The sequence below is a fragment of the Plantibacter flavus genome, assembly GCF_002024505.1.
GTDB classification, from domain to species: Bacteria; Actinomycetota; Actinomycetes; order Actinomycetales; family Microbacteriaceae; genus Plantibacter; species Plantibacter flavus_A.
On sequence record NZ_CP019402.1, the window covers coordinates 580,508 to 606,490 of the forward strand.

21 protein-coding genes are annotated in these 25,983 nt (G+C 70.3%); 7 read left to right on the forward strand and 14 right to left on the reverse strand.

The annotated features are described in order from the left end of the window. Positions 1-63 precede the first annotated feature (63 nt). Complete coding sequence (locus BWO91_RS02705; protein ID WP_079001064.1) at positions 64-1,518, forward strand: threonine/serine ThrE exporter family protein; 1,455 nt, start codon at positions 64-66, stop codon at positions 1,516-1,518. 56 nt (positions 1,519-1,574) lie between these two features. Here the strand turns inward: BWO91_RS02705 and BWO91_RS02710 are convergent, their stop codons facing one another. The 11 genes from BWO91_RS02710 to BWO91_RS02755 form a co-directional block, all read right to left on the reverse strand. Continuing rightward, complete coding sequence (locus BWO91_RS02710) at positions 1,575-2,810, reverse strand: MFS transporter (protein ID WP_079001066.1); 1,236 nt, start codon at positions 2,808-2,810, stop codon at positions 1,575-1,577. A 43-nt stretch (positions 2,811-2,853) separates the two neighbouring features. Further along, positions 2,854-2,994, reverse strand: coding sequence for a hypothetical protein (locus tag BWO91_RS19565; RefSeq protein WP_153303361.1), 141 nt, complete (start codon positions 2,992-2,994; stop codon positions 2,854-2,856). Continuing rightward, positions 2,984-3,436, reverse strand: coding sequence for an SRPBCC family protein (locus BWO91_RS02715; RefSeq protein WP_071261699.1), 453 nt, complete (start codon positions 3,434-3,436; stop codon positions 2,984-2,986). Before BWO91_RS02715 ends, BWO91_RS19565 begins: the two co-directional genes overlap by 11 nt. Positions 3,437-3,590: 154 nt before the next feature. Next, positions 3,591-4,277 (reverse strand): response regulator, encoded by a 687-nt coding sequence (locus BWO91_RS02720; RefSeq protein WP_079001068.1) that lies wholly within the window; start codon positions 4,275-4,277, stop codon positions 3,591-3,593. Next, positions 4,274-6,769: a sensor histidine kinase gene (locus BWO91_RS02725; RefSeq protein ID WP_079001070.1), complete on the reverse strand. Its 2,496-nt coding sequence runs from the start codon at positions 6,767-6,769 to the stop codon at positions 4,274-4,276. The genes BWO91_RS02720 and BWO91_RS02725 overlap by 4 nt, the downstream gene beginning before the upstream one ends. A gap of 3 nt (positions 6,770-6,772) precedes the next feature. Then, positions 6,773-7,381 (reverse strand): potassium-transporting ATPase subunit KdpC, encoded by a 609-nt coding sequence (kdpC, locus tag BWO91_RS02730; protein ID WP_079001071.1) that lies wholly within the window; start codon positions 7,379-7,381, stop codon positions 6,773-6,775. A 33-nt stretch (positions 7,382-7,414) separates the two neighbouring features. Continuing rightward, positions 7,415-9,580, reverse strand: coding sequence for a potassium-transporting ATPase subunit KdpB (kdpB, locus tag BWO91_RS02735; RefSeq protein WP_079001073.1), 2,166 nt, complete (start codon positions 9,578-9,580; stop codon positions 7,415-7,417). Between the two features lie 94 nt (positions 9,581-9,674). Continuing rightward, complete coding sequence (kdpA, locus tag BWO91_RS02740) at positions 9,675-11,348, reverse strand: potassium-transporting ATPase subunit KdpA (protein WP_079001075.1); 1,674 nt, start codon at positions 11,346-11,348, stop codon at positions 9,675-9,677. Then, on the reverse strand, positions 11,348-11,437 hold the full coding sequence (kdpF, locus tag BWO91_RS02745; RefSeq protein ID WP_056009336.1) for a K(+)-transporting ATPase subunit F: 90 nt from the start codon (positions 11,435-11,437) through the stop codon (positions 11,348-11,350). The genes kdpA and kdpF overlap by 1 nt, the downstream gene beginning before the upstream one ends. A gap of 263 nt (positions 11,438-11,700) precedes the next feature. Continuing rightward, positions 11,701-12,525 (reverse strand): polyphosphate kinase 2, encoded by an 825-nt coding sequence (gene ppk2, locus BWO91_RS02750; RefSeq protein WP_079001077.1) that lies wholly within the window; start codon positions 12,523-12,525, stop codon positions 11,701-11,703. Between the two features lie 179 nt (positions 12,526-12,704). Then, a complete protein-coding gene (locus tag BWO91_RS02755) occupies positions 12,705-13,382 on the reverse strand; it encodes a FadR/GntR family transcriptional regulator (protein WP_079001079.1) in 678 nt (225 codons plus the stop codon). A gap of 138 nt (positions 13,383-13,520) precedes the next feature. Between BWO91_RS02755 and BWO91_RS02760 the strand changes: the two genes are divergently transcribed. From BWO91_RS02760 to BWO91_RS19990, 3 genes are all read left to right on the forward strand, one after another. Further along, positions 13,521-15,191 carry a 2-isopropylmalate synthase gene (locus BWO91_RS02760; RefSeq protein ID WP_079001081.1) on the forward strand — a complete coding sequence of 557 codons (1,671 nt, stop codon included), beginning with the start codon at positions 13,521-13,523 and terminating at the stop codon, positions 15,189-15,191. 50 nt (positions 15,192-15,241) lie between these two features. Further along, positions 15,242-16,408 (forward strand): hypothetical protein, encoded by a 1,167-nt coding sequence (locus tag BWO91_RS02765; protein WP_079001083.1) that lies wholly within the window; start codon positions 15,242-15,244, stop codon positions 16,406-16,408. Between the two features lie 112 nt (positions 16,409-16,520). Continuing rightward, entirely contained in the window at positions 16,521-17,390 is an 870-nt protein-coding gene (locus tag BWO91_RS19990) for a helix-turn-helix transcriptional regulator (protein ID WP_197479076.1), read from the forward strand. A 25-nt stretch (positions 17,391-17,415) separates the two neighbouring features. Here BWO91_RS19990 and BWO91_RS02775 read toward each other — a convergent pair whose 3' ends face one another. Continuing rightward, positions 17,416-18,642 (reverse strand): MFS transporter, encoded by a 1,227-nt coding sequence (locus tag BWO91_RS02775; protein WP_153303362.1) that lies wholly within the window; start codon positions 18,640-18,642, stop codon positions 17,416-17,418. A 155-nt stretch (positions 18,643-18,797) separates the two neighbouring features. Here BWO91_RS02775 and BWO91_RS02780 point away from each other — a divergent pair, with 155 nt between their 5' ends. Continuing rightward, a complete protein-coding gene (locus BWO91_RS02780; RefSeq protein WP_064296018.1) occupies positions 18,798-19,445 on the forward strand; it encodes a TetR/AcrR family transcriptional regulator in 648 nt (215 codons plus the stop codon). Between the two features lie 63 nt (positions 19,446-19,508). Further along, positions 19,509-22,385, forward strand: a complete 2,877-nt coding sequence (locus BWO91_RS02785) for an MMPL family transporter (protein ID WP_153303363.1) — start codon at positions 19,509-19,511, stop codon at positions 22,383-22,385. A 345-nt stretch (positions 22,386-22,730) separates the two neighbouring features. Here the strand turns inward: BWO91_RS02785 and BWO91_RS02790 are convergent, their stop codons facing one another. Continuing rightward, the gene (locus BWO91_RS02790) at positions 22,731-23,378 is read right to left on the reverse strand and encodes a pyridoxal 5'-phosphate synthase (RefSeq protein ID WP_079001085.1); all 648 of its coding nucleotides are present in this window, start codon (positions 23,376-23,378) and stop codon (positions 22,731-22,733) included. A 156-nt stretch (positions 23,379-23,534) separates the two neighbouring features. Here BWO91_RS02790 and BWO91_RS02795 point away from each other — a divergent pair, with 156 nt between their 5' ends. Beyond that, a complete protein-coding gene (locus BWO91_RS02795) occupies positions 23,535-24,383 on the forward strand; it encodes an alpha/beta fold hydrolase (protein ID WP_079001087.1) in 849 nt (282 codons plus the stop codon). Between the two features lie 51 nt (positions 24,384-24,434). Here the strand turns inward: BWO91_RS02795 and BWO91_RS02800 are convergent, their stop codons facing one another. Continuing rightward, positions 24,435-25,934 (reverse strand): PucR family transcriptional regulator, encoded by a 1,500-nt coding sequence (locus BWO91_RS02800; protein ID WP_064296015.1) that lies wholly within the window; start codon positions 25,932-25,934, stop codon positions 24,435-24,437. Positions 25,935-25,983: the final 49 nt, after the last annotated feature.

The following is a 25,983-nucleotide window of genomic DNA, read 5'->3' on the forward strand; positions in this document are numbered from 1 at the left end:
CCGACCGCCGAACGCCAGGGCGAGACCGCGGTCACCGGTGGCTCGTACGATGAGCGGGTGGGTATGCGTTCGCTGCTGAGTCAGCTGGCCGGGGGAGTCCGAGGAGCGGCGCCGGAGGGTGTCGACGAGCAGGCGGTCGTCCGCCTCAACGCCGAACGGCCCGTGCGCGAAGTGCTCGAATTGGCCGGCCGGATCGGTGAGTCGATGCTGGCGCTCGGAGCCGCAGCGGCCGAGGTCACCGACGCCATCCGCCGGGTCTGCCGCGCGTTCGACCTCGAATGCCAGGTCGACCTCACCTTCACCTCCATCCTCATCGCGCACGACGGGTCCGAGCGGTCACCGGGGGTCACGGTGCTGCGCGTCGTCCGTTCGCCCGCAGCCGACTTCGACCGGCTCGCGAAGGTCGTCGTGGTCGCCGAAGGGATCACCCGTCGCTCCGAGCCGATCATGACCGTCACCGACGTCGCCCGCGACGAGGAGGCGGACGTGCTCGACGAACTGCACGCCCGCCTCGGCACCGCCCATCGCGACCTCGACCGCATCCTCACCGCCCGTCGCACCTACCGTCGCGGCTTCATCACCGTGCTGCTGTCGACCATGGCCGCGGCCGTCGCCGTCCTCCTCGGCGGCGGCGTGGTCTCGATGCTGCTCGCCGCAGCCACCACGGCACTCATCGACAGCGCGTTCCGGGCCCTGAACGTCTGGAAGCTGCCCGTCTTCTTCCTCCAACTCACCGGAGCGGCCATCGCCACGACGGTCGCCGTCCTCATCTCCATCCTCAGCCCCTACGTCCCGGCGGACCTCTCCGCGCTGCCCCCAGCCCTCATCGTGGCGTCCGGCATCGTCGTCCTCCTCGCCGGCGCTTCACTCGTCGGGGCGGCCGACGACGCGATCAACGGGTTCCCGGTCACCGCAAGCGGACGCCTCGTCGAGGTGATGCTCCTCACCATCGGGATCGTCGTCGGCATCGGTGGGGTGCTCGACCTCGCCCGACGACTCGGCATCTCGCTCGTCCTCTTCGACCTCCCCGTGAGCCCCTGGCCGGTCGCCGTGCAGATCGTCGGAGCGGCCGTCGCCTCGGCAGCCTGGGCGATGGCCTCGTACGCGGCCCTCCGCGCGGCGTTCTTCGCGGGCGTGACCGGCGCCATCGCGTTCTCGGTGTTCGTGTTCGTGTCCGGCAGCGGCGTCGCCCCGGCGGCGGCCAGTGCGCTCGCCGCACTCGTGATCGGGTTCGCTGCGGAGGCGCTCGGCCCGCGGCTGCGGATCCCGGCGATCATCCTGACGATCTGCGGGATCGTCCCGCTGCTGCCCGGGCTCGCGATCTACCGCGGCATGCTCGCCCTCGTGAACGGTGAGCAGGGTTCGGAGGGCTTCGAGCAGCTCCTGCAGGCGGGGCTCACCGGCCTCGCGCTCGCCGCGGGCGTCACCTTCGGCGAGATCCTCGCGCGTCGCTCGGGTGTCTCCGGCCGGGTGCTGTTGCCCGGGTACATCCGGCGCTCCAAGCGCCATCCGCGCTGACCGGGGCGGTTGTTGCTCAGGGACCGGTTGACGCGGCTCAGGGACCGGGGTTCGGCTCAGGGACCGGTCGGCGCGGCCGTCCGCTGCCGGGCCTGGGGCTTCGCCGCGGACGTCAGGAACGACGCCAGGACGACGACGGCGAGCACGACGATCATCGCGCCGCGCAGACCGAAATGCTCCCCGAGGAACCCGAGCAGCGGCGGCCCGACGAGGAACGCGACATAGCCGGCCGAAGCGACGGCGCCGACGGTCGTCGTCGGATCGTCGCTCTCACCCGCCGCCGAGAGGGTCACCGGGAAGCCGAGCGCCGCTCCGAGCCCCCAGAGCAGGACCGCGAGCCCCGCGACGAGCACACTGTCGGAGAAGACGACGAGCGCGATCCCGACCGCCGACACCAGCGCGCTCACCCGCAGCACGTTGGCCTTGCCGAAGCGGGCGAGGAGCGGTTCACCGGCGAAGCGACCGATCGTCATGGCGAGCGCGAACCCGGCGAAGACGATCGAACCGACGGCCGCCGTGGTTCCGTGTCCGTCGACCATGATCAGCGGCAACCAGTCGCCGGCGGCGCCCTCCGCCAGCGCGAGGGCGAGCACGATGAGTCCGAGGAAGATCACACGCTGCTGTCGCCACACCGCGAGCTGCGCGCGGATGCCGGGGGAGCCGACCCCCGTGTCCGTCTGACGTCCCGTGTCGGCCGGGATCTTCGGGATCGCCCACAGCAGCGCCGCGAGGGCCACGGCCACGACGATCAACAAGTGGATGGTCACGGGGAAGGCGATCGCCGTGAGCGCGATGCCGGCGACGGATCCGATGACGGAGCCGAGGCTGTAGCAGCCGTGGAGCACGGGCAGGATGGACCGTCCGGACAGCTGCTCGATCGTCGCACCCTCGATGTTGATCGCGATCTCGGCAAGGCCGAAACCTAGGCCGATGCCGACCAGCCCGACGAACACGCCCACGCCTTGGCCGGCACCGGCCATGAGGGCGAGGAGGGCGAGCCCCGTGACGAAGGCGCTACCACCGATGAGGATCGGGCGTCGGGCGCCGAAGCGGCGGACGAACGCCGCCGAGGACAGGACGCCCGTCATCGAACCGATCGAGATGCCGAAGAGGATGAGCCCCATCTCGGCGGTGCTCGCGTGCACGAGGTCGCGGACCGCGGGCGTGCGGACGATGAAGGATGACAGGCCGACCCCGAGGGTCAGCATGAAGACGAAGATCGCCCCGCGCCGCCGCCGAAGAGGGGCGGACAGCGCGGGGCGGGGGTTCGCCTGACCGGCGCGAGCACTCATGCTCCGAGCCTAGAGGCGGTGATGCGGTGTGACTGGCGTGTTGCTACCCCGAGGGGTTCTCGACGGGATCGCCCTCGGCGTCGGTCCCCGTCTCGGGATCGACCTCCTCGGGCTTCGTCACGGCCTGCTCGATGTCGTCGTCGTGTGCGCGCTGCGCGTCCGACTCGGGTCCGTTATTCGACATCGCCACGCCATCCCTGCCCGGTCTGACCTTCGGTCTCGACGAGCTGCTTGAAGTTGCCGAGGTCCTTCTTCACCGCATGTCCGGCCACACCGACGGCGGAACCGAGGTGCTCGAGGAGGCCCTTGGGCTCCCAGTCCAGCTGCACGGTGACGCGCGTCTTGGCGTCCTCCAGGCGGTGGAAGGTGACGACGCCGGCGTGGTCCGCCTCGCCGCCCGTGCTGTTCCAGGCGACGCGCTCGTCCGGGTGCTGCTCGGTGATCTCCGCTTCGAAGGTGCGGGTCTGGCCGGCGACGCTCACCGTCCACTCGGTGAGGGTGTCGGTGACCTGCGTGATCGACTCGACCTCGTCGAGGAACTTCGGGAAGTCCTCGAAGCGGGTCCACTGGTTGTAGGCGACGGAGACGGGAACGTCCACGTCGATGGTCTCGATGATCTGCGTCATGGGCGCCATCCTCTCTGGTGCTGCGGTACCTGCACGGGTCTCGTCCGGAAAGCCCGGACGCGACTGCGACGGTACGCGTGCAAGCTGCGATTCCGGGGGCATGGCCACAGGCGCTGCAACCTGTTACCCTGCCCGTCGCGACGCGTGCCCTCGCTCAGAGTCGGAAGCGGTACCCCATGCCGGCCTCGGTGAGCAGATGGCGGGGGGTGGCCGGCTCCGGCTCGAGCTTCTTCCGCAGCTGCGCGATGTAGAGGCGCAGGTAGCCGGTGTCGGTCACGTGCGTCGGACCCCAGATCTCCGTGAGCAGCATCTGTCGGGTCACGAGCTTGCCGGCGTTCCGGATGAGCAGCTCGAGCACCTGCCACTCCGTCGGCGTCAGGCGGACGGTGACCGGGGACGCACCAGGAGTCTGCCTTGTGACCTGCTTCGCGGCGAGGTCGACCACGATATCGCCGAACCGCACGGTGGGTTCCGCCTCGGCACCGGGGACCCGCCGGGTGAGCGCGCGGACCCTGGCGAGCAGTTCGTCGATCGCGAACGGCTTCGTCACGTAGTCGTCGGCTCCGGCGTCGAGCGCCTCGACCTTGTCCGTCGAGCCGGCACGACCGGACACCACGAGGATCGGCGCGTCGGTCCAGCCGCGGAGGCCCTCGATCACCTGCCGCCCGTCGAGCCCGGGCATGCCGAGGTCGAGCAGGTACAGGTCGGGCCGGTGCGTCGTCGCGGCGTTGAGCGCGGCGGTGCCGTCCTCGGCCGTGATGATCTCGTAGCCGCGGGCGGTGAGCGTGATGCGCAGGGCCCGGAGGATCTGCGGGTCGTCGTCGGCGATGAGGATCTTCATCGAGCGCTCCCCTCCTGATCACGTGCCGCCGGCAGCGACACCACCATGGTGAGACCCCCACCCGGCGTGTCCTCCGGTTCGAGTGTGCCACCCATCCCCTCGACGAAGCCCTTCGACAGCGCGAGCCCCAGGCCGAGACCGGTGAGGTTGTCGGTGTCGCCGAGCCGCTGGAAGGGGACGAATACGTCCTCCCGCCGGTCGGGTGCGATACCCGGGCCGTGATCTACGATGCGGATCTCGACGGCGTCGCGGAACCCGCTCGTCGCGATCCGGACGGGGGTGTCGTCGGGACTGAAACGCTGCGCGTTCGTCAGGAGGTTCACGATGACGCGCTGGAGGAGACCGGCGTCCGCGAGGACGGGTGGCAGCTCGGGTGCGAGATCGAGCTCGGCGTCGTGCGGGCCGATGCCGAGCTCGTCGAAGGCCGGCAGGATCGCGTCCTCGACGTCGATCGGTGCGACGGTCACGGCGAGGACACCGGCCTGGAGGCGACTGACGTCGAGCAGATTGGTGACGAGGGCCGCGAGCGTGCGCAGGCTGTCGTCCGCGGTTTCGAGGAGGTCGCGGCGGTCCGCCGTGGTGAGTTCGACGTCGGTCGCGCGCAGTCCGGTGACGGCGGCGGTCGCGGCGGCGAGGGGGCGCCGGAGGTCGTGACTGACCGCCGAGAGCAGCGCGCTCCGCACCCGGTCGGTCGCGGCCAGAGGGCCGACCTCCTGGGCGGTGGCGCGCAGATCGGTGTGCTCGAGCGAGGCGTCGAGCTGCGCCGCGATGACGGCGAGTAGGCGGCGGTCGGAGGCGGCGAGCACCCCACCGTGCAGTTCGAGCACCGCGCGGGTGCCGATCGGGATGCTCGTGAAGTCGCCTCCGCGGGTCGGTTCGCCGTCGACCGCGAGGACCTGCTCACCCGCGACGAGGCGCACCCCGGCGAGCGAGAAGGACTCACGGGTCCGGCTGACGAGTGCCTGCAGGGCACCCTCGCCGCGGAGCACGCTGCCCGCGACCGTCGCGAGCAGCTCGGACTCCGCGGCCGCGCGCCTGGCCGTGCGAGCCCGCCGGGCCGAGAGGTCGACGACCCCGCTCACGATCACCGCGATGACGACGTAGAGCACGAGCGCCACGAGGTGCGCCGGGTCGTCGATGGTCACGGTGTAGAGCGGTTGGACGAAGACGAAGTCGAGCGTGACCCCGGACAGGACGGCCGCGAACACCGCCGGCCAGAACCCGCCGACGAGCGCGACGAGCACGACGAGCAGCTGGTAGGACAGCACCTCGCTCGTGATCGACTCCTCGGTGCGGGCGAGGTGGAGGAGCCAGGTGACGAGCGGCCCGCCGATGAGCGCGAGCGCGAAGCCCGCGATGTGGCGCCGTGCGCTCAGAGCGCCGCCGAGCTTCGGCAGCCGGAACCGGCCGCCCGCCGCCTCGTGGTTGACGATGTGGACGTCGATGTTGCCCGACTCGCGGATGACCGTGTTGCCGATGCCGGGCCCCGTCACGGCGGCGGACAGGCGACTGCGCCGGCTGACGCCGATGACGAGCTGCGTCGCGTTCGCCGCCTTCGCGAAGTCCACGAGCGCGCGGGGGACGTCGTCGCCGACGACCTGGTGGAAGGTGCCGCCGAGGGTGTCGACGAGCGCTCGCTGCTGCGCGAGTGCGCCGGGGTTCGCGGTGCGGAGGCCGTCCTGCGTCGTCACATGCACCGCGATGAGCTCACCACCGGAGGAGCGGGCTGCGATCCGGGCGCCGCGCCGGAGCAGGGTCTCGCCCTCCGGTCCGCCGGTGAGGGCGACGACGACCCGCTCACGCGCCTCCCAGGTGCTGTCGATGCCGTGTTCGGCGCGGTAGTCGCGGAGGGCGGAATCGACCTCGTCGGCCAGCCACAGCAGCGCCAACTCGCGCAGTGCCGTGAGGTTGCCGAGGCGGAAGTAGTTGGACAGTGCGGCGTCGATCCGTTCGGCCGGGTAGACCCGGCCGCCGGCGAGCCGGTCGCGGAGGGCCTGTGGAGCGAGGTCGATGAGTTCGATCTGGTCGGCCGCCCGCAGCACGGCGTCAGGGATCGTCTCCCGCTGCGGCACCCCGGTGATCTGCCGGACGACGTCGTTGAGCGACTCGATGTGCTGGATGTTCACCGTCGAGAGCACGGAGACACCGGCGGCGAGCAGGGCCTCCACGTCCTGCCAGCGCTTGTCGTTCGTTGAACCGGGGGCGTTCGTGTGGGCCAGTTCGTCGACGAGCGCGAGTCCGGGGCGGCGCGCGAGGACGGCCTCGAGGTCCATCTCGTCGAGCGTCACGCCCCGGTGCTCCACGCCCCGACGCGGCAAGGTCTCGAGCCCCTCCGTCAGGGCGGCGGTCGCGGCCCGGCCGTGGGTCTCGACGACCGCGACGACCACGTCGACGCCCTCCGCGGCGAGACGGTGACCCTCCTCGAGCATCGCGTACGTCTTGCCGACGCCGGGGGCCGCGCCGAGGAGCACCCGGAGTCGTCCGCGCTGCATGGGTTATCCGTTCAGTCGGGCCACGGCGAGGTTGAGCTGCAGGACGTTGACCGTGGACTCCCCAAGGTAGCCGAGGTCGGGGCCCAGCGTCAGGCGCTCGACGAGGGCACGGACCTCACCCTCGTCGAGGCCGCGCTCGGCGGCGACGCGGGGCACCTGCAGCAGTGCGTAGGCCGGGCTGATGTGCGGGTCGAGGCCGGACGCGGAGGCCGTCAGCGCGTCGGCGGGGATGCTCGACGGATCGACGTCCTCGAAGGCGGCGATGGCCGCGCGGCGCTCCTCGATCGATGCGACGAGGTCGGTGTTCTCCGGCCCGAGGTTGCTGCCGCTCGACGCGCCACCGTCGTAGCCGTCGCCGGCCGCCGACGGACGCGACTGGAACCACTGCGGCAGCGGCTTGCCGTCGGCGTCGGTGAACGACTGCCCGATGAGCGCCGAGCCGATCGTCTCGCCACCCTCGGTGACGGCGGATCCGTTCGCCTGCCAGGACATCGTCGCCTGCCCGATGCCGGTGACGATGAGGGGGTAGCCGACGCCGAGGACGACGGTGAGGGCGAGCATGGCCCTGATGGCGACCCAGTACTGGGCGATGCCGCTGCGGGAGGCACTCATGATGATCTGTCTGCTTTCGTGTGCTGGGTGGGGCTAGAAGCCGGGGATCAGGGTGACGACGAGGTCGATGAGCTTGATGCCGATGAACGGCGCGATCACGCCACCGAGCCCGTAGATCAAGAGGTTCCGGCTGAGGACCTTCGAGGCGCTGAGCGGTCGGTACTTCACGCCACGGAGGGCCAGCGGGATCAGGATCACGATGATGATCGCGTTGAAGATGATCGCCGAGAGGATCGCCGATGCGGGGGAGTGCAGCTGCATGATGTTGAGCAGAGCGAGCCCCGGGAACACCCCGGCGAACATGGCCGGGATGATCGCGAAGTACTTGGCGACGTCGTTCGCGATCGAGAACGTCGTGAGGGCGCCTCGTGTGATGAGCAGCTGCTTGCCGATCCGGACGATGTCGATGAGCTTCGTCGGGTCGGAGTCGAGGTCGACCATGTTGCCGGCCTCCTTCGCAGCGGAGGTGCCCGTGTTCATCGCGACACCGACGTCGGCCTGCGCGAGCGCCGGAGCGTCGTTCGTCCCGTCACCGGTCATCGCGACGAGGTTGCCGCCCTCCTGCTCCTTGCGGATGAGCTCGAGCTTCTGCTCGGGCGTCGCCTCGGCCAGGAAGTCGTCGACCCCGGCCTCGGCGGCGATCGCCTTGGCGGTGAGCGGGTTGTCACCCGTGATCATGACCGTGCGGATGCCCATGGCGCGCAGCTCGGCGAACCGCTCCGCGATGCCGGCCTTCACGACGTCCTTCAGGCGGACGACGCCGAGCACCCGCGCGGTGCCGGTGGTGTCGGTCTGTGCGACGACGAGCGGGGTGCCGCCGCCGGCGGACACCGCCTCGACGTGCTCCTGGAGCTCGGCGCGGATCGCCTCGGCGAGGGATCCGAACGACTCCACCCAGGCCAGTACCGCTGAGCCGGCACCCTTCCGGATCTGCACGCCGTCCGGCTGGTCGAGGCCGCTCATGCGGGTCTGCGCGGTGAACGGGACGATCTCGCCAGCCCCGGACCCGTCCAGGTGGATGCCGCGCTCGGCCGCGAGGTCGACGATCGACTTGCCCTCGGGCGTCGGGTCGCTGAGCGAGGACCGGGCGGCGGCCTGCGCGAGCTCCTCCGGCGTGACACCGCGGAGGGCGATGAACTCGACCGCCTGCCGGTTGCCGTAGGTGATGGTGCCGGTCTTGTCGAGCAGCAGGGTCGTGACGTCGCCGGCGGCCTCGACCGCACGACCGGACATCGCGAGCACGTTGCGCTGCACGAGTCGGTCCATGCCGGCGATGCCGATCGCTGACAGCAGGGCGCCGATGGTCGTCGGGATGAGGCAGACGAGGAGGGCGATGAGGACCGGGACGCTGACGGGAGCCGCCGCATAGGAGGCGATCGGGTTGAGCGTCAGCGCCACGACCACGAACACGATCGACAGGCTCGCGAGCAGGATGTTGAGCGCGATCTCGTTCGGCGTCTTCTGCCGCGCCGCACCCTCGACGAGGCCGATCATGCGGTCGACGAAAGTCTCGCCGGGCTTCGAGGTGATGCGGACGACGATGCGGTCGGACAGCACGCGGGTACCGCCGGTGACGGCACTGCGGTCGCCACCGGACTCGCGGACGACCGGGGCCGACTCGCCCGTGATCGCCGACTCGTCGACCGAGGCGATGCCCCAGACGATGTCGCCGTCGCCCGGGACGAGTTCGCCGGCGGTCACCACGACGACGTCGCCGAGGGTGAGGTCCGCCGAGGAGACCTGGCCGATGGCGGCGTGCTCCGCGGACGGATCAGCCGAGGCGTCGTAGGCCGTGACCTGGTTCGCCATGGTCGAGGTGCGCGTCTTGCGGAGGCTGTCGGCCTGCGCCTTGCCGCGGCCCTCGGCCACGGACTCCGCGAGGTTCGCGAAGACGACCGTGAGCCACAGCCAGATCGCGATGCCCCAGGTGAACGACGCCGGCACGGCCGAGCCGCCGGATTCCTGCGCCCCACCGAGGAACGGTTCGGCGATCGCGAGGACGGTGGTCAGCGCCGCGCCGACCTCGACGATGAACATGACCGGGTTCTTGACCATGAGCCGCGGGTCGAGTTTGCGGAAGGCGCCCGGGGTCGCGGCGAGCAGCTGTGCCGGACCGAAGGCGGCCTTCGCGGGCTCGTGGTGGTGGTCCTGCTCCTGCTCGGGTTCCGCCTGGGCGGGAAGCGTGTGCGTGGTGGACATGGTTATGACAGCCCTTCCGCCAGGGGGCCTGGCGCGAGTACGGGGAAGGAGGTGGGTGCGGTGATGATCACGGCGTGTGCGTCGTGGACGTGGCTCATGACAGCCCTTCCGCCAGGGGACCCAGCGCGAGTACGGGGAAGTACGTGAGTGCGGTGATGATCACTGCGACACCGGTGAGGAGGCCGACGAACTGCGGCCGGTTGGTCGGGAGCGTTCCGGCGGTCGACGGCACCCGGTCCTGTGCAGCCAGCGAACCGGCGAGCGCGAGGACGAGCACGATCGGGACGAAGCGGCCGAGCAGCATCGCGACGCCGAGCGCCGTGTTGAACCACGGGGTGTTCGCCGTGAGGCCGGCGAACGCGGAACCGTTGTTGTTCGACGCGGAGGTGAAGGCGTAGAGGACCTCGGACAGGCCATGGAGGCCCGGGTTCCAGATCGACGTCGTCTCCACGTCCGAACGGACGCCGGGGATGGCGAAGCTCAGTGCGGTGCCGGCGAGCACGAGGGTCGGCGTCACGAGGATGTACAGGCTCGCGAGCTTGATCTCCCGTGGGCCGATCTTCTTGCCGAGGTACTCCGGGGTCCGGCCGACGAGCAGCCCACCGATGAACACGGCGATGACGGCGAGCACGAGCATGCCGTACAGGCCTGAGCCGACGCCGCCGGGGGCGATCTCGCCGAGCATCATGTTGATCATCGGCATCATGCCGCCGAGTGCCGTGTAGGAGTCGTGCATCGAGTTGACGGCACCCGTCGAGGTGAGTGTCGAGGTCGAGCCGAACAGCGTCGAGGCGAAGACGCCGAAACGCTGCTCCTTGCCCTCCATCGCGCCGCCGGCGGCCATCGGTGCCGCTCCGAGGCCGCGGGCTTCGAGCGCCGTGAGGATCGAGAACGAGGCGAGGAAGATGACGCCCATGACCGCGAGGATCGTGTAGCCCTGCTTGTGGTCGCCGACCATGCGGCCGAAGGTGCGCGGCAGGGAGAACGGGATCGCGAGCATGAGGATGTTCTGGACGAGGCTCGTCCACGCGGTCGGGTTCTCGAAGGGGTGCGCGGAGTTCGCGTTGAAGAACCCGCCGCCGTTCGTGCCGAGGAGCTTGATGGCCTCCTGCGAGGCGACCGGTCCGCCGGGGATGGTCTGCGTCGCGCCCGTGATGGTCGTGACGTCGGTGAAGCCGTTGAGGTTCTGGATGGTCCCGCCCGCGATCAGCACGACCGCCATGACGACGGAGAGCGGCAGCAGCACGCGGAGGGTGCCACGGGTGAGGTCGACCCAGAAGTTGCCGATGGTGCCGCTGCGGCGACTCGCGAACCCGCGGACGAGGGCGATGGCGACGGCGATGCCGACGGCGGCGGAGACGAAGTTCTGCACCGCGAGGCCCGTGAGCTGCACGGTGTAGCCCATCGTGACTTCGGGGGAGTACGACTGCCAGTTGGTGTTGGCGACGAACGACGCGGCCGTGTTGAACGACAGTCCCTCGGGGACGGCGGGGAGGCCGAGTGCGAAGGGGAGGACGGCCTGCGCACGCTGGAGGGCGTAGACGAGGAGGACGCCGACGAGCGAGAAGGCGAGCACCCCGCGGAGGTAGGCCTGCCAGGTCTGCTCGGAGCGGGCGTCGACACCGATCACGCGGTAGAAGCCGCGCTCGACGGCGAAGTCCTTGCCGGAGGTGTACACGCGGGCGAGGTACTCGCCGAGTGGACGGTAGAGCAGTACGAGGACCAGGACGAGGGTCGAGACCTGCAGGATCGCGAAGAGGGTCTGCATCAGAACCTCTCGGGTTTCACGAGCGCGTACACGAGGTACACGACGGCGGCGACGGCCAGGACGGCGGCGAGGAGTTCGAAGACGATCACAGTCTCTCCACTCCCCGCGCGACGAGGCCGACCAGAGCGAACACGGCGATGATGCCGAGCACGTAGACGAGGTCGAGCAAGAGGACTCCAGTGGGTGCGTGGTGCGGGTGCGTGGTGCGGTGTCCCGTTCGGGACAGCTCAGAGCCAACACCCGTCAGCGACTTCCGACGGCGGTCCTCACGGTTTCCATACGCCTTCCGCGTGGATCCTCACGACCTCCCTACGGGGTGCTCCTCCTCCAGGCCGCCGTCCTGCCCTCCTGCTCAGCTCCCGAGCGTGTGGGCGTGATCCGGCACGTACCGGTACCGTTCGCGCGCGGGTCGGTCGTACCCGTCGGCGCCCGGCCGCGCGGGGATGTCGATCGGCTCGGGGGCGCGCTGCTCGTAGGGGATCTGGGAGAGCAGGTGCGAGATCGCGTTCAACCGGGACGCCCGCTTGTCGTCGCTCTCGATCGTCCACCAGGGTGCGTCCGCGTGGTCCGTGGCCTCGAACATCTCGTCCTTGGCGCGCGAGTAGTCCTCCCAGCGGGTGATCGACTGGAGGTCCGTGTCGGACAGCTTCCAGCGGCGCATCGGGTCGTCGAGGCGCGAGCGGAACCGTTGCTCCTGGACCTCGTCGGAGACCGAGAACCAGTACTTGACGAGGATGATGCCGTCCTCGACGAGCATGCGCTCGAACACGGGAGTCTGGCGGAGGAACCGCCGGTACTGCTCCGGAGTGCAGTAGTCCATCACCCGCTCGACGCCGGCACGGTTGTACCAGGAGCGGTCGAACAGCACGATCTCGCCCGCCGTGGGCAGGTGCTGGATATAGCGCTGGAAGTACCACTGGCCGCGCTCCTGCTCACCGGGGGTCGGCAGGGCGGCGACCCGCGCCGAACGCGGGTTCAGATACTGGACGATGCGCTTGATCGCGCCGCCCTTACCCGCGGCGTCGCGGCCCTCGAAGACCACGACGACTCGCGCGCCGGTCTCGATCACCCAGCGCTGCAGCGCGACCAGTTCGATCTGCAGCCGTTCCAGCTCCGCTTCGTAGCGGTCCTTCCGGATGCGTTTGGGTGGCTTGGTCCGGTTCGGAGTCTTCGACATGCTGTGTGTTCCCGCCCGTCCCCGCGAGGACTGGTTCGACGCCTGACCGGCGCGGTGGTGCAGTGCTCGGTGCCCACCCCGGCGGGGCGGCACTCGCGCCCAGCCTGCGCCTGCCGATCGATTCCCGTGGGGTGTGTCATCCGGGTGCCGACAGGCGTATAGTCACGCGCGCGCTGTGATCAGTCCGAGTGGGTGATCCCGTCGCGGAGGGCGACGAGGTGGGCGCGGCTGCGGTCGAACGCCGCGGTGGCATCGCGATCCGCGACCGCCTGCACGATCTCCTCGTGGACGAACTGGTCGTGGTCCGTCCCCGGCTCGCCGCTGAGGCGGAGCATCTGGATCATCGCCTCGCGGCTGCGCTCGGCGAAGGTGTCGAACAGTTCGGTCAAGATCTCGTTCCCGCTCGCGGCGACGATGCTCCGGTGGAGCGCGGTGTCGGCGTCGACCCGCCCCTCGATGGTCACGCGATCGGCGTTCCGATGGGCCAGCGCCCCGCGGATGGCGGCCAGGTCGGACGCCGTGTGGCGTTGTGCGGCGAGGGCCGCCGCCTCGCACTCGATGGCGATGCGCGCCTCGATGACCGACCCGATCGCGGTCCGCAGGATGAGCGCATCCCAGTCCTGCACCGGCGAGCGCGCCTGGAGGAAGTTCCCCGATCCCTGCCGGGTCGACAGCACGCCCTGGCCGGCCAGCTGGCGGATCGCCTCGCGCATCGTCGACCGACCGACGCCGAGCTGCGGTGCCAGGGTCGTCTCCCCGGGCAGCTTCTGGCCGATCTCCCACTCGCCGGCCTGGATGCGCTGCAGGAGCAAGCGTGCGACCTGGTCGGAGAGTGATTCGCGGTGCACGGTGTCCATGGCTCGATCATAGTCCTCAGCTTGTCTGACAAGTTGTGTTACCGTTGCCGCGTGATCTCCGCAGACTCCCGACTCTCCACCCCCGCCGGCCCCGTCCCGTCCTCCGCGCCGAGCTGGAATCGCCAGCGCCGCTCGCAGATGCCGTCCCATCGCTACCAGGACCTGTACTCGCGGGTGGACGTCCCCCTCCTCGACCGCACCTGGCCGTCGAGACGACTGACCGAGGCGCCGCTCTGGGTGCCGGTGGACCTGCGCGACGGGAACCAGGCGCTCGCCGAACCCATGGACCCCGAGCGGAAGCGGGCCTTCTTCGAGCTGATGGTCACGATGGGCTACAAGGAGATCGAGGTCGGCTACCCGTCCGCCTCGCAGAGCGACTACGACTTCGTCCGCCTGATCGCTGAGACCGACATCGCTCCCGAGGACGTCACGATCGTCGTCTTCACGCCCGCCCGTCGCGATCTGATCGAGCGCACCGTCGAGTCGATCCGTGGGATCCGGAACCCGGTCGTCATCCACCTGTACACCGCGACGGCGCCGCTCTGGCGGGAGGTCGTCCTCGGACACGACCGCGACTCGCTCCGCGCGCTCATCCTCGCCGGCGGCTCAGACGTCCTCGAGTTCGCCGGTGACCTCGACGGGGTGCGGTTCGAGTTCTCGCCGGAGGTCTTCAACCTGACGGAGCCGGACTACGCCCTCGAACTCTGCGACGCCATGACGACCCTGTGGGACGCCTCGCCGGACCGCCCGGTGATCCTCAACCTGCCCGCGACCGTCGAAGCGGCGAGCCCGAACGTCTACGCGGACCAGATCGAGTACATGCACCGGAACCTCGACCGCCGCGACGCCGTCATCCTGTCGGTCCACCCGCACAACGACCGCGGCACGGGGATCGCGTGTGCTGAGCTCGCGGTGCTCGCGGGCGCCCAACGCGTGGAAGGGTGCATCTTCGGCAACGGCGAGCGGACCGGCAACGTCGACCTCGCGACCCTCGCGCTCAACCTGCACGCGCAGGGCGTCGACCCGATGATCGACTTCTCCGACATCGACCACATCCGTCGGGTCGTCGAGCACAGCAACCGCATCGAGATCCACCCGCGTCACCCGTACGTCGGCGAGCTCGTCCACACCGCGTTCTCGGGGACGCATCAGGATGCGATCAAGAAAGGCTTCGCCGAACACCGGGCACGGGCCGAGGCCACCGGCAGCCGCCCGGAGGACCTTCCGTGGCGGGTGCCCTACCTGCCGGTCGACCCGGCGGACCTCGGCCGGAGCTACGAGGCGGTCATCCGGGTGAACTCGCAGTCGGGAAAGGGCGGCATCGCCTACCTGCTCGAACGCGACTACGGCATCGAGATGCCCCGTCGTCTGCAGGTGGACTTCTCACGACGCGTCCAGCAGCAGGCGGACGAGACCGGTCGCGAGCTGGACGCCGAGGCGCTGCTCGCGGCGTTCGAGCGCAGCTACCTGTCGGTGACGCCGTCTCGGGTCGAGCTGCTCGAGGTCGATGTGACGACGACCGGCGAGAGCTCGCGGGCGACGATCGGTCTCCGGATCGACGGGGACCGCCAGGCGGCCACCTTCGTCGGCATCGGTCCGGTCGAGGCGGCGACCCGTCTCCTCGCCGACCACGGCGTTCACGTCGAGGTCGTCTCCCTGCATCAGACCTCGCTCAGCGCCGGAAGCGGCGCCGAAGCATTGACCCTCCTCGAGGTCCGCCGCGGAGCAGAGACGGTGTGGGCAGCGGGTCGGCATCGCTCCGTCCTCGAGGCATCGGTCCGCGCCGTCGTCAACGCCGCGAGCCGGTAGGCACCCTGCCCTACGCTGGGAGGCTGAGGGCGTCGAGGGGATCTGGATCAGTGGAACTGCGGTGGCTGACGGCGCCCGAACACGGGGTCGCCGCGGCGATGGCGGACGAGCGTCGTTCTGGCCGGTCCAAGTGGGTGCCCACCGGGCGGAGGGTGCTCTTCCACCTCTACTTCAGTCTCGTCCTCTGGTACCTCGCGATCGCCCTCGTCTCGGTCGGGGTCAGCGTCGACGAGTACCACGACGGTCGCGTCGAGATCGATGACGTCGTCGGGTTGGTCGTCGCCGTGCTCGTCCTCGTGGGTCTCCTCGTCGGGGCCTGGTTCCTGTACCGATGGTCGCGACGTCCGCCATCCCCGAAGGCACGCCTCGCCGAGTGGCGGACCCACCTGACCGCGGTGGCGAACGGCTTCGAGGAGGAGCCGGAAGGACGGGCGATGTTCTCCTCGCTCATCACCACGACGGGGAAGTACAACAACGCCTTCATCACCACGCCGGGGCCGCAGCTGTCGTCCCACCCGCGGTTCGTCGGCGACCGGGTCGAGTTCGGCAACCTCGTCGACGACGTGAAGCGGTCGCGGGACTGGCACTACCTGACCGTGAAGCTACCGGCCCCGCTCCCGCACCTCCTGCTCGACGCGACGACGAACGACACCGTCCGCAGCGACCTGCCGCCGGGCCTCGACCGGGGTCTGCGTATCTCCCTCGAGGGCGACTTCGACCGGTGGTTCCGCGTCTACGCACCGTCCGGCTACGGAACGGACGCGCGATACGTGCTGACCCCCGACGTGATGTCGTCGCTCGTCAGCACCGCGGCGTACTACAACGTGGAGATGGTCGACGATCGGGTCGTCTTCTTCAGTAAGCCGGCCGCCGACTTCTCGTACGCCGCCCCCTGGGTCGCCGTCGACGCGATCCTCAGCGACCTCGTCCCGCGTCTCATCACGAGGGCTGAGCGGTACCGCGACGAACGGGTGGCGGGACAGGACGCGGAGAGCGTCCTCGAGGCGGCACGGGACGCCATGGAGGCTGAGCAGGTCTGGACCCGGAAGGAGACGGTCGTCGGCGAGGAGGGTCGTCGTCTCACGGTGCGGGCGCGCTTCCATGCGATCTGGGTGGCCGTCGGTGCGGTCAGCTGGCTCGTCACCCGCACGCTGCTGTACTTCATCCCGGGCGCCTTCGCCTTCGCGGGGTTGATGTCCGTGATCGACGGGCGCTAGCCGCAACCGAGTCGCCCGAATCTGCTCGGATCCACTCCGAAACCGGACAGATCCTGGCGACTCAGCGTGCAGGTCGCGGAACATCCGGCGAGGCATTCGCGTTCACGACGGTGTGACCACCACCCTGACCGCTCCCGCAGGGCCCGCGACCGACACCTTCGATCGCGCGCTCGCGAGCTTGGAGTGGACGATCCACGGCACCGACCGCGACCGCCTCGCCGCGAACGTTCCGCTGCGGCGGCCGCACGCGGCGTCCGGCTTCGTCTACCTCTCCAGCGGCCGCGTCCGCCTCACGGCCACCGACGGCACCCGCGACCTCGACGCCGGCGACCTCGTCTTCTTCCCTCGCGCCCACGCCACGACGGTGGTCGCGCTCGAGGACGCCGAGCTGCTCGACGTCGCGTTCACCCCGCCCGGTCAACGCCAGCAGGTGGCGGAGACGCTGCCCGAGCACCTGTACGTCGCAGATTTCGCCGGGCAGGAGCCCTCGATGGTGGCGCTCCTGGAAGGTATGGGCTGCCCGCAGGCGGCTGGTCGTCCGCGGCCGGGCGACAGCGTCATCTGCAGCCGCATCGCGACCACGATCGTGTCGGCCGCGCTGCGCACCTGGAACGAGGCCGGCTGCGCACCGGAGCGCTGGCTGCAGCGCATCGGCGACCCGCACATCGGTGCGGTCCTCGACGCCCTGCACGCCGAACCTGGGCGACCGTGGACCTTCGAGACGCTCGCCCGCATCGCCATGATGTCGCGGTCGGCGTTCGCAGAGCGGTTCCGCGAGGTCGTCGGGCACACCCCGCGCGCCTACCTCACGACCGTGCGCATGGAGACGGCCAAGGGGCTCATCCTCACGGGCGACGCGTCCGTGGCCGAGCTCGCCGGTGCCCTCGGCTACGTGTCGGAAGACGGGTTCGCGCGCGCCTTCCAGCGGTACACGGGCCTGACGCCCGCCCGTTGGCGTGCCGAGGCGGCGCTCGCCGCGTAGGCGGTCGGCCGGGCAGCCTTCGGCGTCACCGCGCGGTGCGCGCCGACCCGAAGACGATGCCACCGATGATCGCGGAGATCGCCGCGACCGTGAGCGCCGGGACGATGCCGACCGCGTCGACGAGCAGTCCACCCGCTCCGGCACCGACGGTGATCGCGAGCTGGAACCCCGCGACGACGAGTCCGCCACCGGACTCCATGCGGTCCGGGACGAGGCGACCCATCCACGTGCTCAGGGTCGTGAGCCAGGCGCCGAAGCCCATGCCCCAGGTGGTGATCGCGATGGTCACGATCCACTGCTGCCCCGGGAACAGGGTCACGAGTGCGATCGAGACGCCGATGAAGGCCGGGACGACGAAGCGCAGAGCCGCGAGGTGGCGGTCGACGAGGAGTCCGATCACGAAGTTGCCGACCACGCCGCCGAGGCCGAACGCCGCGAGGAGGACGGCCACACCGGCCGCGTCGAGGTCCGGCACCCGCTCGATCGCGAGCCGGATGTAGGTGAAGGCGATGAAGTGGCCGAGGACGGTCAGGATGTGCCCCGTGAGGCCGACGCGGATGCCAGGGACCCGGAGCGTGTCGACGAGTGACCGCAGACCGCCGCTGGACGGTGCCGGGGCGACGGGCGGGAGCACGAGCCGCAGTGCGACGGCCACCACCGCAGTGATGACCGCGACACCGGCGAAGATGAGGCGCCAGTCCATGACCGAACCGAGGTAGGTGCCCACCGGGACACCGGCGACCGTCGCGACGGTGGTGCCGGTGTTCACGAGCATGATCGCCCGACCGAGGTGGTGCGGAGCGGACAACCGGGCGGCGATCGCGATCGACATCGCCCAGAAGGCGCCGAGGGCCGCACCGAGTAGGAGGCGGGCGATGAGCAGCATCACGAAGTCGGCGGAGATCGCGACGAGCGCGCTCGACACCGCGGCGGCCGCTGCGAGCAGGACGAGCAGGAGGCGGCGGTCGAGCCGCGGGACGAGGATGCCGATCGTCGGTGCGGTGAGGAAGCCGATGAACGCCGTCGCGGTGACGGCCTGGCCTGCCTGGCCCTCGGTGATCCCGAGCGAGGCTGCCATCGACGGCAGCAGGCTCGGCGGCAGGAACTCGGCGAGCACGAGCACGAAGCTCGTCGCCATCATCACGGCGACGGCGGCCCATGCGGTCCGCGTGCGAGAGGCGGCGGACGCGGCTGTGTGCGTCGTGGGGACCGAGCCCGTTCGTGGAGCATCGAGCTTCTCGTCTGTCGTCATGGCTCAAGCCTGCCCGAGACGAAGCGGTCGCATCCGACCTCCCGTCCACTCGACCCGACCGCCAGTCCACCGGAGGCGCCGTGCCCTGCCGAGAGTCGCCTGAGACCATGGTCAACAAGTTGCACTCAGTGCATCGGTGCACGTAATGTACCCACGTGTCCACCACCGCCCCCGCCGAGGATCGACGCGCCGCCCTCCGCGCGCGTCACCATCGGGCGATCCTCGACGCCGCCCGCGTCATGATCGCGGAGCAGGGCATCGCCGGCTTCAACGTCGACGTCATCGCCGAGCGCGCCGACGTCTCGCGCCGCACGGTGTTCAACCACTTCTCATCGATAGACGACCTCGTCACCACCTCCTGCACGGAGGAGCTGGCCGTCGTGATCGAGAGCTTCCGGTCCGCCGTCAACGCACGACCGGCAGGCCCCGGGTCGCGCGTGTCGATGTTCGAGGACGTCGCCGCAGCGCTCCGCACGACCGACATCCCCCGCGTCATCGCCTTCCTCTGGAACGCGCTCGGCGGCTTCGCACCCGACGACTCGCGCCCGCAGCAGCTCTTCCAGGCCACCTTCTCCCGCACCACCCAGGAGCTCGCCCACGAACTGGCCGAGCGCAACACCGACGTCGACGAACTCGAGGCCGGCTTCCTGGTGTCCTCCCTCATGCACGGTGTCGAAGTGCTCGCCCACCACTGGATCGCGAGTACCGGCGCCACCACGGACGATGAAGCCCGTGCCCTCTGGACCGACCTGCTGGAACGGCTCATCGCGAGCGTCCGCACCGGCTACGCGTCCACGCACTGACCCGCTTCCCGTTCCGTCCCCGCACACGACACCAGCACCACCTCCCGAAGAATCGAGACTCCCTTGGCTGAACTGCTGTATCGCCTCGGACGCTTCTCCGCGCGTCGCGCGTGGGCCGTCCTCATCTCCTGGATCGTGATCCTCGGCATCTCGGTCGGCGCGTTCCTCGCCTTCGGCGGCACCCTCTCGAGCGCCGTCACCATCCCGGGCACGCCGACCGCGAAGGTCACCGACCAGCTCGAGGAGTCGTTCCCGAGCGCGTCCGGCGGCACCGGGGCGATGGTGTTCCACACGAAGGACGGCGACGCCTTCACCGACAGCCAGAAGACCGCCATCGGCGAGCTGCTCGACGAGACGGCCGACTTGAAAGGCGTCGACACCACGGTCAACCCCTTCGAGACGCAGGAGACGATCGCCGACCAGGCGAAGCAGATCTCCGACGGCAAGACGCAGATCGACGACGGCCGCACCCAGCTCACCGACGGCCAGACGCAGCTCGACGCCGGACAGCAGCAGCTGACCGACGCGCAGACCCAGCTGAGCGCCGCGCTCGCCCAGGCGCAGCAGGCCGCCGGCGGCACGCTCCCGGCCGCCGCACAGGCCCAGTTCGACGCCCAGCAGACCGCGATCACGCAGCAGCAGACGGCGCTCGACGCCCAGCAGGCCACCATCACCGAGAACCTCGCGAAGCTCGACGAGCAGAGCACGAAGCTCGAGCTCTCCTCCCAGCTCCTCGACCTCTCCTCGGGCATCCGCACCGTCTCCACCGACGACACCACAGCGGTCGCGAACGTCGTCTTCGACAAGCGTCAGCAGGAGGTCACGCCGGAGACGAAGCAGTCGGTCATCGACCAGGTGAAGAAGGACGTCCCGTCGGGCGTCGAGGTCGAGTTCTCGAACGAGCTCGCGCAGAGCCTGCCGCAGCTGTTCGGCGTGGGTGAGGCGATCGGCCTCATCATCGCGGCGATCACGCTGCTCGTCATGCTCGGCACGGTCATCGCCGCATCGCTCCCGCTCGTCTCCGCGATCGTCGGCGTCGGTGTCGGTGTCACCGCGTCGCTCTCGCTCTCGGGTGTCGTCGACATGCTCTCGATCACGCCGGTACTCGGCGTCATGCTCGGGCTCGCGGTCGGCATCGACTACTCGCTGTTCATCCTCAACCGACACCGCAAGCAGCTGCTCGCGGGCGTCGAGCTGCACGAGTCCATCGGACTCGCGAACGGCACCTCGGGCAACGCCGTCGTCTTCGCCGGATCGACCGTCCTCGTCGCGCTGCTGGCGCTCAACGTCACGGGCATCCCCTTCCTCGGCCTGATGGGCACCGTCGGCGCGATCTGCGTCGCCGTCGCGATCCTGCTCGCGGTCACCTTGACGCCCGCCCTGCTGTCGCTGCTCGGCCTCCGCATCCTCAGCCGGAAGGCACGCGGCACCATCGGCACGCCGCGTCCGGACGCCGTCCCGACCAAGCCCATGGGCACGCTGCGCGCCGTCGGCACGCTCGTCGCCGGACTCGTCGTGCTCGGCGTCGTCGCGATCCCCGCGCTCGACATGCGCCTCGGCCTGCCGGACGGCAGCTCGGAAGCCGTCGACTCGACGCAGTACCAGTCCTACACGCTCATCGAGGACAAGTTCGGTGCCGGCGTCAACGGGCCGCTACTCGTCGTCGCCACGCTGCCCGACGCCGCCACCGACGAGGAGGTCCTCGAGGAGCAGGTGCGGATCGGCCAGGAGATCGCCGACCAGGACGACGTGAAGGCCGTCGCACCGGTGGGCGCATCGGACGACAACTCCGTGCTCGCCTTCCAGGTGATCCCGAAGGAGGGCCCGAACGCGGTCTCCACGGAGCAGCTCGTCCGCGACCTGCGCGACCTCTCGCCGCTGTCGGGTGACGTCGAGCTCGGCGTGGCCGGCAGCGCGAGCGGCAACATCGACGTCTCGAAGCAGCTCTCCGACGCCCTCCCGCTCTACCTGGCGCTCGTGGTCGGCCTGTCGCTGATCATCATGATCCTCGTGTTCCGCTCGATCCTCGTGCCGCTCACCGCGACGCTCGGCTTCATGCTGTCGCTCGCGGCGACCTTCGGTGGCATCACGGCGATCTTCCAGTGGGGCTGGCTCGGACCGGTGTTCGGCGTGCACGACCCGGGACCCATCCTGAGCTTCCTGCCGACGATCCTGATCGGCATCCTCTTCGGGCTCGCGATGGACTACCAGCTGTTCCTCGTGTCCGGCATGCGCGAGGCGTTCGCCCACGGTGCCCCGGCGCGCCTGGCGGTCCAGCGCGGGCTGCACGCCGGCCGCACGGTCGTCGTGGCGGCGGCGATCATCATGATCTCCGTCTTCGGCGGGTTCATCTTCTCCCACTCGGCGATGATCCGGTCGATCGGGTTCGGCCTCGCCTTCGGTGTGCTCGTCGACGCGTTCGTCGTCCGCATGCTCCTCATCCCGGCGGTCATGCACCTGCTCGGGAAGAGCGCCTGGTGGATCCCGAAGTGGCTCGACCGCATCCTCCCGAACGTCGACGTCGAGGGTGCCGCGCTCGAGCGCAGCCACCCGCATGACACGGGTTCGGTCGCGACCGCCCCCTCGAGCGGCGAGCCGCGGAACGCGGTCGACGGCGCGGAGACGGCGGCCCTCGGAGCCGGCGTGACCGCGGGGACGGCCGCACACGTGGCCGCGCCGTCGAGTGAGCTGACCCGCCGGGAGGCGGCAGCCGCCGCCGAGCGGACGCACCCCGCGCACGTGCTCACGACGGACCCCGACCCGGCCGACCAGCAGGTCTCCCGGGTGGAGCCCGGGCTCGACGTCGTCGTGCACCCTGCGACCGCCGGTGTACAGCGCGTGGCCGTCGGTGCCTACGTCATCGCGGTCGACGCCGACAACGGCACCGCGGTCGTCGAGCCGCCCGTCGGTGGCGTCGTGGTCGTCCGCGCGCCGAGGTAGCGCGAGCGGTCCGGTCCCTGAGCGACCTACTCGGTCCCTGAGCCTGTCCGGGTGTCCGGTCCCTGAGCCCCCCATCCGGTCCCTGAGCCTGTCGAAGGGCTGGTCGGTCCCTGAGCCCCCATCCGGTCCCTGAGCTTGTCGAAGGGCGGGGTTTCTCCGGGTGCATTTCGACAGGCTCAATGACCGGGGTGGGGCTCGACGACCGGCCTGCTCGGTCCCTGAGCGACCTACTCGGTCCCTGAGCCTGTCGAAGGGCGGGGTTGTCGGGGTGCATTTCGACAGGCTCAATGACCGGGTTGGGCTCGACGACCGGGTTAGGGGAGGCGGCCGGTGGTCGCCTCTCCGCTACGGCTGCAGGCGGTCCACGATCCAGCCACCGTCGGCCGCGAGGTAGCGGAGGCGCCGGTGCATGCGGTCGCGGCTGGCATGCCAGAACTCGACCATGTCCGGGACCAGCCGGAACCCGACCCAGGTGGCCGGGCGGGGGACATCATCGCCCTCGCGCTCGAGCAGCTCGTCGGCCCGCGCGATGAGGGCGTCGAGGGTCTCCTCCGGGCCGTCGCGGAACGGCGTCGACTGGTGGGCGACCGCCGTCGCCGCTCGTGACTTGGGCGAGCGGTCGGCGAACAAGGCGTCGGACTCCTCGTCGCTCAACTGCTCGACGCGGCCCTCGAAGCGGAGCTGCTGCATCGTCTCGCGCCAGTACACCTGGAGGGCGGCGCTCGGGTTCTCGGCGAGCTGCCCGCCCTTCCGGCTCTCGGTCGAGGAGCCGAAGATCAGGCCGCGATCGTCGAGGGTCTTCACATCGACGGTGCGCGCGCTCACGACGCCCACCGAGGTGGCGGTCGCGAGGGTCATCGATCGGGGTTCGCTGACGTCCCGCTCGATCGCTGCGGCGAGCCACTGCTGAGCGAGCAGCATGGGCTCGGCGGGCGGGGTCTCGAACTCGGGCAGCTGCAGGGTGTCGTCTCCGGAGAGGGGTTCGGCGCTCATGTCGCGAGCCTACCCGCGTTGCCCTCGGTACCGACGACTGGGGCGTCGGCACAGTCTCCTCCGGAACCGTGGTGTCCGGGCACATGGTGCCCGGACAGGCCGCGGGCTAGCCTCGAAACGCCCGCCAGGGCGCACCTCCGAGAGAGTGGGTACCGCATGCCGTACACCGACACCGACGACGTCTCGATCTACTACGAGGTGGAGGGCGACCCCGCCCACCCGGTGATCGTGCTCATCGCCGGCGGCGGCGCCCAGCTGCTCACCTGGCGCGATCCGTTCCGGAGAATGCTCGTGGACGAGGGCTTCCAGGTCGTGCGGTTCGACAACCGCGACGTCGGCTTCTCGCAGCGGTTCGGCGGCGAGACCGACCTCGACGGCGGGTACTCGCTCGGCGACATGGGCGACGACGTCCTGCGGGTGCTCGACCACCTCGGGGTCGAACAGGCGCACCTCGTCGGGCACTCGATGGGCGGCATGATGGCGCAGATGGTCGCGCTCGACCACCCGGAGCGCGTGCTGAGCCTCGGCCTGCTGTCCACGATCCCCGGCCAGGACCCGCGCTACATCCTGCACGGCGAGCGGCCCGAGCTGCTCGTCGAGCCGGTGCGATACACCCGGGAGGAGTCCGTCGCCGCGATGGCGGAGCTCGCCGCACCCGTGCCCGGCGCGCGCTACCAGCCGGACACCGCCTGGGAGGTGTGGGCGACAGGTGAGGCCTACGATCGTGGCTACGCGCCGGAGGGCTTCAGCCGGCAGTGGGCGGCGCTCCTGCGTGCGCCGGAGCGACTCGAGCGACTCCGCGACGTGACCGTACCGACGCTCGTGCTCCACGGTCGCGAGGACGACGTCCTGCACTGGTCCTCCGCCGTGGACATCGCTCAGGCGATGCCCGCGGCCGAGCTCCACGTCCTCCCCGGCATGGGGCATCTCATCCCCGCCGAGCTCTGGCCGACGCTCGCCGCCGGCATCGTCCGGGTCGCGAGGAGCGCGGCGTCGCAGGGCTGAGATGAGGCGATTCGTCGCATTGGACGCCCGAGAACGACGACTCGCCTCACCTCACGGCATGCCGATGAGGCGCACCCGGCAGGCGAGTTCCGCGGCGAAGCGGACGTCGGGGTCGGCGAGGTCGAGTTCGAGCGACTGCTCGATGCGCCGGATCCGGTAGTTCACCGCGTTCGGATGCAGGTTCAGTTCCGCTCCGGCACGCGCCAGCGAGTTGCGATGGCTGAGGTACGCGAGCAGCGTCCGCACCGAGATCGTGGCCCGCTCCGGCCCGAGGGCGTCGAGCGGCGAGAGGATGTCGTCGAGCAGCGTCCGGCTGAGCGGTGAGGCGTAGAAGTCGAGGAGCACCCGCCGCAGCCCGGTGACGTCCGTCGCCTCCATGGTGCCGAAGCGACCACCCGCGATGGCGGCCTCCGCAGCGACCCGCGCCTCGGTCGCCGACTGCCGGAGCCCCGCCGCCCCGCTCTGCGGCGTCCCGAGCCCGACGGTGAACGTCCACTCCGGCCCCGCGATCGTCGCGGCGTGCGCGACGATCCGCTCCATCACGTCGCGCAGGCGCCGCTGGTGGTCGGGTGCGCCGAGCTCCTCCGATGCGATGACGACGATCTCGTCGCGCCGCATCGCGAGGTGCCACTGCTCCTCGCGCTGGTCGACGAGTTGCAGCGCGAAGAGCTCGACGGACGGTGCGAGGACCGTGGGCGCCCGGCGGTCGGGATCGCTCGCGTGCTTCGGGGTCAGCCACGCCACCGCGTGCGACAGCTGCAACGGCAGGCCGGCACGGACCGCGTCCATCGCGAAGCCGTCGATGCGGGACGACTCGGCGAAGATCAGCTCGATGATGAGCTCCGCCCGCGAGCGCACCGACCCGAACCGTCCGTGCAGCTCCCGTTGCAGTGCGCGCGAGAGGACGGAGGCGATGACCGGGAGGGCGATCGCCGCCGCCGGGTCGTCACGCTCGGCGTGGACGCGGCCGATCGGGATCTCACCGATGCACACCGCGTCGGGTTCGAGCCAGCTGGCGCTCGCATCCTCGACGAGCGTGACCGGCACCCCGAGCGTCGTGCTGGCGACCTCGAGGATCGCCTCCCGCACGCCGACACCTGACGCTTGCTCCGCTTCGGCCGCGGACGCGCTGATCACCCGTTGGATCGCGAACTCGGCGCGTGACATCGCCTCTTCGGCCCCGCCGCGGATCGTGCGGTCCATGAGCACGGCGAGGTCGGAGGCGATGCCCTCGCTCATGATCACCGGCAGACCACCGCGGTCCGCGAGGGCCCGTGAGGTCTCAGCGACCGGGAACGCACCGACGAACACGAGGCCGGCACAGCCCGCGGCGATGGCCCGGCGGATGGCGATGTCGACCTGGTACGGCCTCGGGACGGCACCGTCGGGGGTCGTCACGATGGCGATGGAGTGCTCGGTCGCGTCGTTCAACTCATCGAGCGCGAGGATCTCGACGCCGGTGACCGGCACGCCCGCGGGGGCACCGGCGACGCAACGGGCGCCGAGATGCTCGGCTTGGAGGATGACGTCCGCAACGGTGACTTGGGCCATGAGCACATTCTGCCCCGATTGTGTGGGCTACGGGAACATTGTCGTGATT